Raw genomic sequence first — 13,032 nt, 5'->3', positions numbered from 1 at the left:
TTCACCTCTAGCCTGAGAGCGTTGCGTTTTGGTGTCTGCAGGCATCATGGCTTTCGGCCTGTCTCGAGGATGCCGCGGGCGGATTCCACCAGCTTCCTCGCACCGGCTTCGTCGGGGTCCATGGTCTGCGGAACGGCGATGCCGCGTTGCGCCGCCGGCCTGTCCGTGATGGCCCGGTGCCAGCGGGCCATATTCTCATAGGGCTCGGGGTCGACGCCGGACCATTGCGCGGTCCGCGTCCAGCACCAGTTGGCTATGTCGGCAATGGAATAATCTCCCGCAAGCCATTCATTATTTGCAAGATGTCTGTCGAGAACTCCGAACAGCCGTTTCACTTCGCCATGGTAACGGTCGATGGCCGGCTGAATGCGTTCGGGAAAATAGCGATAGAAGACATTGGCCTGGCCCATCATTGGGCCGATCCCGCCCATCTGGAACATCAGCCACTGGATCACCAGGCTTCGTCCTTTGGCGTCGGCCGGCATCAGCAGGCCAGTTTTCTCGGCCAGATAGAGGAGGATGGCGCCGGATTCGAACACCGCGAATCCATCGTCGACGATCACGGGGATGCGGCCGTTCGGGTTCAGCGCCAGGAACTCCGGGCTCTTCTGCTCTCCGCCAGCGAGGTTCACCGAATGCACATCGTAGGAAAGGCCCATTTCCTCAAGCGCGACGGAAACCTTGTAGCCGTTGGGTGTAGGCGCGGTGTAGAGTGTGATCATGCCCGTCATTCCTGCCCTCGAGATTGCGGGAGACTAATCCAGCTGCCCCGACCGGGAACAGCCTAATTCGGGAGTGGTGCGAATGCGCGAAGGCGTGACCCGGCGAACGGCGCTTGCGGCATCGGGGCTGTTCTGGCTGGGCGGGATGGCGCCCGCGAACCTGAAGGCCGTTGAAAAGCAGGCGGGCGGACGGTTGGGCTTCGCCCTGCTGGATAGCGGCAACGGCAAAGTGATCGGCCATCGGGAGGATGAGCGTTTCGCTCTCTGTTCGACCTTCAAGCTGCCGCTGGCCGCCCTGACGCTGAAAGGGCTGGAAAGCGGCGAGTTCAGCGCGAAAGAGCGGATTGCCATCCGCAAGGCCGATATGGTGCCGCACGCGCCGGTGACCGGGCTGCATGTCGGCAAGAGCATGGGTCTTCGCGAACTGGCGGAGGCGACGCAGATCACCAGCGACAATGTGGCCGCGAACCTGTTGCTGAAGAAGCTGGGCGGGCCTGAGGCTTTCACGCGCCGATTGCGGGAACTGGGCGACGAGGTGACGCGGCTGGATCGGTGGGAACCGGAGATGAACCGGGTGATCGGCGATGACCCACGCGACACCAGCACGCCTCTCGCCCTCGCGAAGACCGTGGAGAAACTCGTGCTCGGCAACATGTTGAAGCCGGCAAGCCGGAACCTGCTGGTGACCTGGATGGCGAACACGAGGACGGGAATGGGGCGGCTGCGCGCCGGAGTTCCGGCCGGCTGGAAAGTGGGCGACAAGACCGGGACGGCAAGTGCGCCGGGCATGCCGAATCGAACCAATGATGTGGCGGTGATCTGGCCGCCCGATGGCGCGCCGCTTGTGGCGGCGGCTTTTTACGAGGCGCCCGGCCATTTTCCTGGGGGCTGGCCGCAAGACGAAGCCGTTCTGCGGGATGCGATGATCATTGCCCTTCAATCCATGGGTCTGGGGCACTGATTGTTTAATAATATATAAATATTCTAATTTCTTGATCTGAAATATTCATATACTGTCTCAGCAGTTGAGCGATTGATTCCCGGCACTTTCAAAAGATCTTCCAGCGCCGCGCCCTTTACGGCGCGCGCTGTTCCGAAGTGCGACAGCAGCGCCTTTTTGCGGGCGGGCCCTATGCCCGGCACTTCGTCCAGCGTGGAGACCGTCAGCGCCTTGCTGCGTTTGCTGCGGTGCGCCCCGATCACGAAGCGATGCGCCTCGTCCCGCAGGCGCTGGAGGAAGAAGAGCAGGGGGTCGTTGGGGGGCAGGGTGAGTTCGCGGCCGTCCGGCAGGTGGAATATTTCCCGCCCGGCGTTGCGATCCGGCCCCTTGGCGACGCCGACGATCGCGACATCTTCCACCTGCAGGTCTGCCAGCGCGGCGACTGCCGCCGAAACCTGCCCCTTGCCGCCGTCGATCAGCAGAAGGTCGGGCCAGCCCTCGCCGCCTTCGGGCAATTCCGCTTGCAGCCGGGCGAAGCGGCGGGTGAGCATTGCCGTCATCATCGCGAAATCGTCGCCCGGGGCGAACTCCCCCTGCTTCATGTTGAACTTGCGATACTGGGATTTGGCGAAACCTTCCGACGTCGCCACCACCATCGCCCCAAGGGCGTTGCTGCCCTGTATGTGGCTGTTGTCGTAGATTTCGATTCGCTCCGGCGGGGCTGGAAGCCCGAACAGATCGGCCAGAGCGTGCAGGTTGCGCTGCTGCGTGGTGGATTCGGCAAGGCGCCGGTCGACCGCTTCGCGGGCGTTGCGTTCGGCCTGTTCCACCAGCCGCTTCAGATGCCCGCGCTGCGGCACGCGGATTTCCACGCGGTGGCCGGCGCGGGTCGAGAGGGCCTCGGCCATGAGGGCGGATTCCGGCACCTCCCGATCGATGAGGATGAGCTTCGCCGGCATGAGGTCGGTGTAGAATTGGCCGAGAAAGGCCGCCAGCACTTCGGGTTCGGAAACGCCGCCGACATGGCTTGGAAAAACAGCCCTATGTCCCCAATTCTGTCCATTGCGTATGAAGAAAATCTGCACACAGGCAATGCCGTCGCGGCCGTGGATGGCAATCACGTCCGCGTCGATGGAATCCGTCTGGGCGTTGATCGCCTGGCTGCCCTGAATTGCGGTCAGGGCCTTCAGCCGGTCCCGCAGGACGGCCGCCAGTTCATAATCCTGGACGGCGGCGGCTTCCGCCATGCGGCCGCCCAGCTTCTTCTGCACCTGCTGGCTTCGTCCGCTGAGGAATTGCAGCGCTTCGTCCACCAGTTCGCCATAGCCGGCCTCGTCGATCCGGCCGACGCAAGGCGCCGAGCAGCGCCGGATCTGGTGCAGCAGGCAAGGCCGACTTCTGTTCGACATATAGCTGTCTGAACATGATCTTAGAAGGAATACCTTCTGCAAGGCGTTAAGCGTGGTGTTTACTGCTCCGGCCGAGGCGAAGGGGCCGAAATAGCGGGAATCCGGCTTTCGCGCGCCGCGGTGCTTGGAAAGGCGGGGAAAGGCATGCCCCTGATCCAGGGCGATGAAGGGAAAGCTCTTATCGTCGCGCAGGAGCACATTATAGGCGGGGCGGAAGCGCTTGATCAGCTGCGCTTCCAGCAGCAGCGCTTCAGCCTCCGACCGGGTGACGATGATCGTCATCTGCCGGGTTTGCGAGACCATCCGCTGCAGGCGGCGCGGCAGGCGGCTCACCTGGGTGTAGTTCGCCACCCGGTTCTTCAGCGCGCGGGCCTTGCCGACATAGAGCACCTGCTCATTGGCATCGAGCATGCGGTAGACGCCCGGCTCTGCCCCCAGCGTATCCAGCGTGTTGCGGATGGCGGCCACGCCCGCCTCCAGATCCGGATGCGAGGAACTGATCGCATAGGTGGCGCTTTCCTCGGCAAATCGGCCGGGCGATCCGGGTCTGCTGTTGTCTGGCGCGCTCATTCAGCCCGCAATATGGGGAAGCGGGTCAGCCCCGCAACAGGGTTACGCTCATTCGCCGGTTGCGCGGATCGAAGGGGTCTTCGGGGTTGAAGGGTTCGGTGGCGGCCACCCCTTCCAGCCTTGCGAACCGGCGCTCGGGAATGCCGCCGGCGAACAATTGCCGGCGGGTCATTTCCGCGCGGTCGGACGACAGGGTCCAGTTGTTCGCATCCATTCGGCTGCCGGGGCCGGAATAGGGCCGGCCATCGGTGTGGCCGCGGATCGCCAGCTTCTGGGGCAGAGGGGCCACCACTTCCGCCACCACGCGCAACAAGCTGATGGCGCGCGGGTCCATCGCAGCCGTGCCGGACGCGAACATGGAATAATCCGCCTTGTCGATCAGTTCGATCCGCAGCCCTTCGGGCGTGTGGGTGAAACGGATCTGCCCCTGCAATTCGCGCAGGCCGGGATCGCGCTCCAGCCGCTTGCGGATTTCGCTTTCCACCTTGCGAAGCTGGCCATCGTCGGAAAGGGCCGGCGCCCTGGCGCCGTTCGGGGCCTGATAAGGGGCGACGGGCACCAGCCCGCTGCGCTTGGCGTGGGGGGCTACGCCGTCCGGCTCTTCTATTGAACGTCCGGTCAGCATGCCGTTGGAACCGCCGCTCTGTTCGGATTGCAGCGCGGTCGGGGCGAAATAGTCGGCAATGCCCTTGCGCTTGCGCTCGTCGGTGGCCCCCAGCAGCCACATCAGCAGGAAGAAGGCCATCATTGCCGTCACGAAATCGGCATAGGCCACTTTCCAGGCGCCCCCATGATGCTGCGAATGCGCCTTGGCCTTCACTTTCTTGATCAGGACCTCCGGTTCGGGGAGGGGGCCAAGCGCCGTCATGATTTGCCGCCCCTCAGGCCTTCGAACACCTCGGTGAATTGCGGCTGGCGGGCCGGGCCGATGGCGGTGCGGGCGGTTTCCAGCACGATCGGCTGCGGCTGGTTGCGGAGCGAGGCGAGGATCACGCGGCGCACCACCTGGTAGATTTCGCCGTCTGCCTCGGTGATGGCGCGCAGCCGGGCGGAGAGCGGGTTCACGATCCCATAGGCCAGCAGCACGCCCAGAAAGGTGCCGACCAGCGCCGAGCCGATCATGCCGCCCAGCACGGCCGGAGGCTGGTCGATCGAGCCCATCGTCTTCACCACGCCCAGCACGGCGGCGACGATGCCGAGCGCCGGCAGGGCGTCGCCCAGCGTCTGCAACTGCTCAGCCGGTCGCAGGGCGTTGTGGTGGTGGGTTTCGATGGCGGTATCCAGCACATCCTCGATGGCGATGCTGCTGACCGTGCCGGTGCTGACGACCAGAAGCCGGAGAGTGTCGCAGACGAGGTGCACGAAGAAATGATCGGCCAGCAGGCGCGGATATTCGTTCCAGATCGGCGAAGATTCGGGATTCTCCACATGCGGCTCTACGGCGACCGCGCCTTCCGCCTTCAGCAGGCGCATCAGCCGCACGGTGAGGAAGATGGCGGAAAGGAAATCCTGCCGGTTGAAGCGGGGGCCTTTCACGATGCGCCCCAATCCGCCGCCCAGTTGCTTCAGCGAGCCCATGTCGTTGGAAACGATCAGCATGCCGATGGCGGCGCCGCCGATGATCAGCATTTCGTGGGGCAGGGCGTGCAGCACCGGCCCCAGCGAACCGCCGGCGATGGCGAAGCCGCCGAACACCATCAGGATCAGCACGACGACTCCAGCGATTGCCATCATGCTTCGGGCTCCTGATCCGGCAAGAGGGAGCCGGAGCCTTGTTGCCCCGGCGACTGGGGCCTTGGCCCCGGCCTCCAATACGGAAGCAGCGCCGCCGGGTTTAGGTCAGCCGAGACGATCGAACAGCGAGCCTTCATAGATTCGGGCGAAACTGCCCTGGGCGGCGGAGAGGCTGAGCTTCAGGGCGTTCAGTTCGACGAAGGCCGCCGTCAAGTCCACGCCGCGCACGTCGGCAAGCGATTCCGCGATCGCCACGCGGGCGTCGGCGATGCGCTTTTCCTCGCCTTCCAGCCGGGCCAGATTCGCCCCCATGGCGGAGCGTCCGTCGATCAGGCGGTTACTGGCGGCTTCCAGCCCCTCCAGCACGGCCGACAGCGCCTGCTGGCGGGTGGTGGGGTCCGGCTCGCGCAGCGCCGCGTTCAGGGCTTGCAACTGCGCGAAGGCGCCATTCGCGTCGTCGCCGAAAAGCTTGGGCGCGGCGGGTGGGGCAAGGCCCTGAATACCGGCGGCTTCCGCGCCTGAGCCGGAATCCAGGCCCTGCCAGATGGCGCTTCCATTGGCGTCCAGGGCGTAGGCGGCGGCACCGCCACGGCTGCCGGCGAAGATGTAGCGGCCGCTTTCGTCGCGGGCGTTGGCGCTGTCCAGAAGCTGGGTTTGCAGCACCGCCACCTCGGCCAGGGTGGCGGCCAGCCCTTCGGGCGAGATGGTGCCGTTGGAAGCGGATAGCGCCAGATCGCGGGCGCGCATCAGCGCGTCGGTGGCGCTTTTGATCGCCGTTTCGGCCGAGGCGAGGCGGCCGGCGGCGCGCTGGATGGCCTTGTTGTCGGCTTCCAGCCGCGCATCCTGCCGGGCGAGCGCCGCCGCCCGGTTGGCGCCGGCCGGATCGTCCGACGGGTCGGTGAGGCGGTCGCCCGTCGCCACCTGCCGGTCGATACGAGCCAACCGGTCCTCCAGCGCCGCCATGCGCTCGGCCTGCACCGGGATGGGGTTGCGGCTGTTGATATATACGGGGCTTGGCATGGGTTCGGCTCCTGTCAGCGGCCGGCGGCGAGGATGGCCTCGAAGGTCTCGCGCGCGGCCTGGATGATGCGGGCATTGGCCTGATAGGCCTGCTGCAGGCGGAGCATTTCCGCCGCTTCGGTGTTGAGGTCGACGCCGGAGCTTTGTTGCAGCGATTCGGCGATGCCGTTGCGGTTGCGGGTGGCGACATCCGCCCTGGAACGGGTTTCCGCCAGCGCCACCGAAATGGCGGAGACCAGCGAATCCTGCGCGTCGCCATAGGTGCCGGCCGGTCCGCCCCGGTCCCGCAGGGCCAGAAGCGCGCTGGCGTTGCCGTTGTTGCCTTCGTCCGCTCCGGCCCGTTCGATGCGGAAGCTGTCGCCTTCGGGCAGGCTGCCGCTCAGGCGCACGCCGAAGCCGTCTCCGGCCAGCCAGCCGCCGGCCGGGCCTGAGGCGAGCAGGGTTCCGGCATCGTCCCGCAGTTCGACCTGGCCGCCGGTCAGAATGGTGACAGTGTAGGGCGGCGTGGTGGGGATGGCGGCAGCGCTGTCCACCTGCAATTCCACCTTGGCGCTGCCGGCATTGCCGGCGGCCGGTTCGGAAAGCCAGCGCGCGGAGGTGGCCACCTGCTGCGGCGACAGCGCGCGCAAGGCGATGGTCGACGCCGGCCGCGCCGCGCCGATTCGGTAGACATCGCCGTTGCCGGCGTTGCCGGCGGCCGAAACCGTAAGCCCGTCGAGGGTGAGCGGAAGGCCGCCCGTGACCGAGCCATTGGCGTTGCTGAGCGTCCAGTCGGTGCCGTTGAAACTCAGTTCGGAGGGAAGCAGGGCGCTTCCATCCGCAAGGGAGGCGCTGAGGCGGGCGTCCGCGCCATTGGCCGCAGCGGCTTCGACACGGGGGGCAGTCAGGCGGAACAGCGGTTCGCCATCCGCGCCGGACAGATCGACGCCTTGCTGATGCAGGCGATTGAAATCGCCGGCAAGGTTCGTCGCCAGATGGTCCAGCCGTTCCTGCGCTTCCAGTGTCAGGGTGCGAGCGGCTGCAAGCCCGGCGAAGACGCCGCTCAGAAGCGTTGCCGGCTCGTCGTTTCCGCTCGGCCCGATGCGGAGTTCGAAGCCGGTCGCCACGGGCAGGATGCGCGCCGGGCTGGCGCTGCCGCCGTCCACCAGCGCCGGGCCGGCGGAGTCGGGGATGCGTACATTCGCCTGCCCGCGCGCATCGAACCGCACATCGACCGCGACGATGGCGGAGATCTGCGCCAGCAGCCGGTCCCGCTCGTCGGCGAGGCCGGCCGCCGTGCCGCTGCCGGTCGCCGCGCGGCGAAGCTGGGCGTTCACTTCCGCCAGCCCGCGAGCCAGCCCGTTCAGATTACGGACTTCGACATCGGCTTCCTTCGCCATATCGTCTTGCAGCCGTTGCAGTTCCGCCGCGCTGCGGTTGAAGCGTTCCGCCAGAGACGTGGCCCGCGCCAGAAATGTCTGGCGCAGCGCCGGGTTGGTCGGATCGGAGGCGAGGTCGGACAGGCTGCCGAACAGGTCCGACAATGGCTCGTCCAGCCCGGCCGAGCCGGTGAGGCTGGACTGGATGGAACCGAGCCAGCGCCTGGTCGCCTCCAGCGCCGCCACATCGCCTTCGGCGCGGCGGAGCGTATCCGCCTGCAAGGCGTCCAGCGCGCGGCCGATGGATTCCAGCCGCACGCCGTTGCCGCCGGCCGGGGCCAGTTCCAGCGGGCCATTGCTACCGGTCGGCGCCGGGGCCAGCGTGGTGGTGCGGCGCACATGGCCGGGGGTGGCGGCATTGGCGACATTGTCCGCCAGCACGTCCAGCGCGCGGGCGTAGGCGCGAACGCCGGATTGGGCGATGGAAAGCATATCCGTCATGTCCGTTTCTCCAGAAGGCGGGCGAGGCCGAAGGGTTGGGAAAGGGCGAGTTCGCCAGCGACGCCTTCCAGCGCCAGTTCGTGGGCGCTTTGGTTGGCGCCCTCGATGGCCGGCATGGCCGCGCGCAGCACCTGCTTCAGCATCAGCGCCTCGAAGGCTTGCGCGGCCTGCCGTAATTCCGCCTGTTCGCCGGCCGGCGTTGGAAGGGTGCCTTCGATCCTCATATCACCACAAGCTCCGCGCGAAGGGCGCCAGCCTGTTTCAACGCCTCCAATATGGCAACCAGATCGCCGGGCGCCGCGCCCAGCGCGTTCACCGCGTCCACGATGTCCGAGAGGCGGGCGCCGGGCGCGAACAGGGCCATGCGCGCCTTGTCCTCGCGCGCCCGCACGTCGGAATTGGGTGTGACGACAGTGTCGCCGCGCCGCGAGAAAGGCGCCGGCTGCGACGCCCGCCAGTTCTCGCCCACGGTGACGGTGAGATTGCCATGCGCCACCGCCGCCGGCAGCACCTGCACATGGCCACCGATCACCACCGTGCCGGTGCGGGCGTTCACCACCACGCGCGCCGGCGGCGCGGCCGGGCTGATTTCCAGCCCTTCGATCCGGGCGGCCAGCCGCACCCTGTCGGCGGCCGAGCCCGGCGCCTCGATGGAAATGGAAACGGCGTCCAGCGGACGGGCAATCGGCTGGCCGAATTGGCTGTTGATGCCGTTCGCCAGCGCTTCGGCGGTGGCGAAGCTGGGGGAAACCAGATCGAGCCGAAGCGTATCGCCGGACGCGAAGGGGGAGGGGACTTCGCGCTCCACCAGCGCGCCGCCGGGTATCCGCCCGGAGGTGGGGGTGTTGACGACGATGCGCGAGCCGTCCGCGCCTTCTGCGCCGAAGCCGCCGACCGTCAGATTGCCTTGTGCGAGCGCATAGGTGGCCCCGTCCACACCGCGCAGAGGCGCGAGCAACAGAGTGCCGCCGCGCAGCGATTTGGCGCGGCCGAGCGCCGAGATGGTGATGTCTATCCGCTGCCCCGGCTTGGCGAAGGGCGGCAGTTCGGCGGTGATCATCACGGCGGCCGAATTCTTCAGCGCCGGATTGAGGCCGGGCGGAAGCTGCACGCCCAGCGCCGAAGTCGCCGAGCGCATGGACTGAATGGTGTAGGCGAGATTGTCGTCGCCCGTGCCGGGCAGGCCCACCACCAGCCCATAGCCGACGAGGCTGTTGGCGCGCACGCCCTGGAAGCGCGCCAGATCGCCGACCCGCTCCAGCCGTACGGCCTGCGCCTGCGCCGGCGAAAGCCCGAAAAGCAGGGCCGGCCCCAACAGGCGGAGAAACATCCGCCGCATCAGAAGGGCGCCACGAAATCGAAGAAGCGGGCCAGCCAGCCCTGCTTCGCCTGCGCCGCGACTTCGCCGGTGCCGGTGTAGCGCAGCCGTGCGTCCGCCACGCGGGTGGAGGCGATGCGGTTGTCCGGGCCGATGTCCTCGGGGCGGACGATGCCCGTCAATTGCACCTGTTCCTCGCCGCGCGTCAGGGTGATTCGCCGGTCTCCGGAAATGGCCATGGCGCCGTTGGGCAGCACGGCGGTCACGAACACGGTGAATTCCCCGGACAGGCGGTTTTCCTGCCGGGCGGAGCCGGAGCCGCTGAAGCTGCTGTCGGCGCCGCCGCTGAACAGCCCTTCGGGCACCCAGCTGAAGGGCTTGGCGTCCGGCAGGTCCAGGCTTCGGCTGGAACTGCGGGCGGCATCCTGACCGGCCGACTTCTGCGCCTGCAATCGCTCGACGAGGCGCACGGTCAGCGTGTCGCCCACGGCGCGCGCGCGGCGGTCTTCCGCCAAAGCGAGCCTTTCCCCCACCGCCGGATTCCAGAGGCTGCCGGTGGCGGGCGGAGGCGGCGCGGGCGGTGCAAGCGTCGGGGCGATGGGCGGAACATGGCCGGCCAGCTTCTCCGCATGGGTGCATGCCAGAGACAAGGCTCCTGAAATACTAATAATCAGTATATTAGAGGCTCTGGTTGACATAACGCATCATCTCATCGGCCGCCGAGATCACCTTGGAATTGATTTCATAGGCCCGCTGCGTCTCGATCATGTCGACCAGTTCCTGCACGGCCGAGACGTTGGAGATTTCGAGCGAGCCCTGCCGGATCTTGCCCACGCCATTCTCGCCGGGGTTAGCCTGCTGCGGGGCGCCGGAGGCGGCGGATTCGCGGAAGAGATTTTCCCCCGCCGGCTCCAGCCCGGCCGGGTTGATGAAGGTGGAAAGCGAAAGCCGGCCCAGTTCGGTGGGGGCGGTCTCGCCGGGAAGCATCGCCGAAAGCGTGCCCTCGCTGGCGATGGCGATCTGCGTCGCGCCTTCCGGGATCTGGATGGGCGGTTCCACCGCATGGCCTTGCGGGGTCACCATCCGCCCCTCGCTGTCCCGCGTGAAGGCGCCGGCGCGGGTATAGGCGTAGCTGCCATCGGGCAGCGCCACCTGAAACAGCCCCTCGCCGTCGATGGCGAGATCCAGCGCATTGCCGGTGACGGAATAATCCCCCTGGCTGTGCACCCGCTCGGTGCCGGCCACCCGCACCCCGGCGCCGCTCGCCAGCCCCATGCCGAAGCGCGCGTCGGCGCCCGCCGGGGCGCCGCCGGGCCGGGCCGTCTGATACATCAGGGTTTCGAACGCCAGACGGTCGCGCTTGAAACCGACCGTGTTGGCGTTGGCGAGATTGTTGGAAATCGTCCGCAGCCGCGCGTCCAGCGCTTCGAGGCCGGAGCGGGCGATGTGGAGGGCCGAGGGCATATCAGGGGCCTTTCTGCTATTGCACGCGCATGAGGGCAGCGGCGCCCTCGTCCATTTCGCGCGCGGCGCTCAGGAGCTTCGTCTGCATTTCGAAGCGGCGGGATTGCTCCACCAGTTCGACGAGGGCGGAAGCGGCATCCATGTTGGACCGCTCAAGCGCGCCCGTCTGGATGGTGGCACCCGGATCAGGCTGGGCCTGCGGGGAACGGAACAGCCCATCCTCGCCGCGCTCGAGGCTGGCGGCTGGAGCCGATTGCAGCAGCAGTCTGCCCACCGGCGCCCAGACGGCTTCGCCGACGGGGAGGATTTCCAGCGCCCCGTCGTTCGCGATCCGGAGCGAGGAAAAGTCGGACGGGAGTTGCACCGGCCCGTCCTCGCCCATCACTGGCAGGCCGTCGCCCGTCAGCAGGCGGCCGCCGGAATCGACCCGGAGATCGCCCCGGCGGGTAAGGGCGGGATTGCCCGCCGCGTCCCCCACCGTCAGCCAGGCGTTGCCGTCGATGGCGATGTCGAGCGGGCGGGCGGTGGCCTCTACCCGGCCCTGGCTCTGCACGTCGGCCGGCGCTTCGCCGCCGGACTGCACGCGGGCGGTGCCGGCGGCGCCTTGCCCCACCAGCCAGCCGCCGGAAAGCGCCGCCATCTCGCGGCGGAACCCCGGCGTCTGCAGGTTGGCGAGGTTGTTCGCCGTCACGCCCTGCGCTTCCTGCGCGCGTTGCAGCCCGGTCAGCGCGGTGTAGATCAGCCGGTCCATCAGCCGCGCAACTGGATGATGGTCTGCAGCAGGGTGGAAGCGGTGTCGATGGCGCGGGCGTTGGCCTGGAAGTTCCTCTGCGCCGAAATCAGCCCCACCAGTTCCTCGGTCAGATCGACGTTGGAGCGTTCGAGCGAGCCGGAAGCGATGTTGCCGAAACCGTCCTGCGCCGCCTCGCCCACCTGCAGCGGGCCGGAGGTGGGGGAGAGCGTCCAGCTGACATTGCCATTCTGCTTCAGCCCTTGCGGGTTGGCGACATTGCCGATCGCCAGCTTGCCGATGGCGAAGGTTTCCCCGTTGGAGAAGCTCGCGCGCACGATGCCGGCCTGATCGACTCCAACGCCTTCCAGCCGGCCGGGGGCATAGCCATCCTGCTCCGGCGCGGGGACGGAGAAGGGCTCGTTCAGCGTGGTGGAATCGGCGTGGCTGATGCTGAAGCCGCCGGAGAAGGCGACCGGGCCTGTGGGCGTGGTCAGCACGCCATTGGAGTCGAAGGTGAGTTGCTGCGGCCCGGGGCCGGGGATCGGGCCAATCTCGGAGTCGCCCAGGAAGCTGCGGATTTCCCAATATTTGTTGGTGTCGCCGGGAGGGCTTTCCAGCCGGCGGTAATAAAGCGTCGCCGTCTGGGCGCTGCCGTCGGCGGCGAAGACCGGCGTGGAGGTGGCGCCATTGTAGCTGGCCGGATTGCCGCGGTCGAAAGGGGCGGTGGGGGCGGCCGCGGCCGCCGGCAGATTGGCGGTGAAGCGCACGGACGTGGTGGCGCGCGGCTCGCCGGAGCTGATGGGCAGGCGAAGCGCTTGCAACGCGCTGGCGCCCAGGCCCGTGACCGCTCCATCGGCAGTAGTGGGGAGGATTTGCAGGCGGCGGCCTTCGTTGTCGATCACCCAGCGGTTCTCATCGACGGAAAAGGCGCCGTTGCGCGAAAGGGCTAGGCTGTCGGCCCGGTCCCCGCCGCCCTTCACCAGGAAGAAGCCTTGTCCGGCGATGGAAAGGTCCAGCGCGTTGCTGCTGTTCTGATAGCCGCCCTGGGTGAACTGCTGCTTCACCGCCGCCACGGTGACGCCGGCGCCATTGGCGCGGTTCGCCGCCTGCGCCGCCGAGCGGGTGACGATGTCCCCGAACTCGACGCGCGACTTCTTGAAGCCCGAAGTGCCGACGTTAGCGATGTTGTTGCTGAGCGCCGACAATTCCGTCTGCGCGGCGTTGAGGCCGGTGAGCGAGATAAAGAAGGTCATGAAGCCGCTT

At 67.4% G+C, this 13,032-nt stretch carries 13 protein-coding genes; 1 reads left to right on the top strand and 12 read right to left on the bottom strand.

Going from position 1 to position 13,032, the window contains the following annotated elements; translation table 11 throughout:
• Positions 1–44: 44 nt before the first annotated feature.
• On the bottom strand, positions 45–722 hold the full coding sequence (locus L6Q21_RS03705) for a glutathione S-transferase family protein (protein WP_237829186.1): 678 nt from the start codon (positions 720–722) through the stop codon (positions 45–47).
• Between the two features lie 82 nt (positions 723–804).
• Here L6Q21_RS03705 and bla point away from each other — a divergent pair, with 82 nt between their 5' ends.
• Positions 805–1,683 carry a class A beta-lactamase gene (gene bla / locus L6Q21_RS03700; protein WP_237829185.1) on the top strand — a complete coding sequence of 293 codons (879 nt, stop codon included), beginning with the start codon at positions 805–807 and terminating at the stop codon, positions 1,681–1,683.
• A 23-nt stretch (positions 1,684–1,706) separates the two neighbouring features.
• Here the strand turns inward: bla and uvrC are convergent, their stop codons facing one another.
• The 11 genes from uvrC to L6Q21_RS03645 form a co-directional block, all read right to left on the bottom strand.
• Complete coding sequence (gene uvrC, locus L6Q21_RS03695; RefSeq protein ID WP_237829184.1) at positions 1,707–3,641, bottom strand: excinuclease ABC subunit UvrC; 1,935 nt, start codon at positions 3,639–3,641, stop codon at positions 1,707–1,709.
• A 25-nt stretch (positions 3,642–3,666) separates the two neighbouring features.
• A complete protein-coding gene (locus L6Q21_RS03690) occupies positions 3,667–4,509 on the bottom strand; it encodes a flagellar motor protein MotB (RefSeq protein WP_237829183.1) in 843 nt (280 codons plus the stop codon).
• Positions 4,506–5,375: a flagellar motor stator protein MotA gene (gene motA / locus L6Q21_RS03685; protein WP_237829182.1), complete on the bottom strand. Its 870-nt coding sequence runs from the start codon at positions 5,373–5,375 to the stop codon at positions 4,506–4,508. Before motA ends, L6Q21_RS03690 begins: the two co-directional genes overlap by 4 nt.
• A 105-nt stretch (positions 5,376–5,480) precedes the next feature.
• On the bottom strand, positions 5,481–6,395 hold the full coding sequence (locus L6Q21_RS03680; RefSeq protein ID WP_237829180.1) for a flagellin N-terminal helical domain-containing protein: 915 nt from the start codon (positions 6,393–6,395) through the stop codon (positions 5,481–5,483).
• 14 nt (positions 6,396–6,409) lie between these two features.
• A complete protein-coding gene (gene flgK / locus L6Q21_RS03675) occupies positions 6,410–8,254 on the bottom strand; it encodes a flagellar hook-associated protein FlgK (protein ID WP_237829179.1) in 1,845 nt (614 codons plus the stop codon).
• On the bottom strand, positions 8,251–8,478 hold the full coding sequence (locus tag L6Q21_RS03670; RefSeq protein ID WP_237829178.1) for a hypothetical protein: 228 nt from the start codon (positions 8,476–8,478) through the stop codon (positions 8,251–8,253). The genes flgK and L6Q21_RS03670 overlap by 4 nt, the downstream gene beginning before the upstream one ends.
• A complete protein-coding gene (locus tag L6Q21_RS03665; protein WP_418895803.1) occupies positions 8,475–9,584 on the bottom strand; it encodes a flagellar basal body P-ring protein FlgI in 1,110 nt (369 codons plus the stop codon). The genes L6Q21_RS03670 and L6Q21_RS03665 overlap by 4 nt, the downstream gene beginning before the upstream one ends.
• Before the next feature lie 8 nt (positions 9,585–9,592).
• On the bottom strand, positions 9,593–10,222 hold the full coding sequence (locus L6Q21_RS03660) for a flagellar basal body L-ring protein FlgH (RefSeq protein WP_237829176.1): 630 nt from the start codon (positions 10,220–10,222) through the stop codon (positions 9,593–9,595).
• A 28-nt stretch (positions 10,223–10,250) separates the two neighbouring features.
• Positions 10,251–11,036 carry a flagellar basal-body rod protein FlgG gene (gene flgG, locus L6Q21_RS03655; RefSeq protein WP_237829175.1) on the bottom strand — a complete coding sequence of 262 codons (786 nt, stop codon included), beginning with the start codon at positions 11,034–11,036 and terminating at the stop codon, positions 10,251–10,253.
• Between the two features lie 16 nt (positions 11,037–11,052).
• Positions 11,053–11,787 (bottom strand): flagellar basal body rod protein FlgF, encoded by a 735-nt coding sequence (locus tag L6Q21_RS03650; protein ID WP_237829174.1) that lies wholly within the window; start codon positions 11,785–11,787, stop codon positions 11,053–11,055.
• Positions 11,787–13,022 (bottom strand): flagellar hook protein FlgE, encoded by a 1,236-nt coding sequence (locus L6Q21_RS03645; protein ID WP_237829173.1) that lies wholly within the window; start codon positions 13,020–13,022, stop codon positions 11,787–11,789. Before L6Q21_RS03645 ends, L6Q21_RS03650 begins: the two co-directional genes overlap by 1 nt.
• Between the last annotated feature and the right edge of the window lie 10 nt (positions 13,023–13,032).

The organism is Sandaracinobacteroides sayramensis (assembly GCF_022014495.1).
In the GTDB taxonomy this organism is placed as follows: Bacteria; Pseudomonadota; Alphaproteobacteria; order Sphingomonadales; family Sphingomonadaceae; genus Sandaracinobacteroides; species Sandaracinobacteroides sayramense.
The sequence above is the reverse complement of the archived record's forward strand: the minus strand, read 5'-3'. Positions and strand labels throughout refer to the sequence as shown.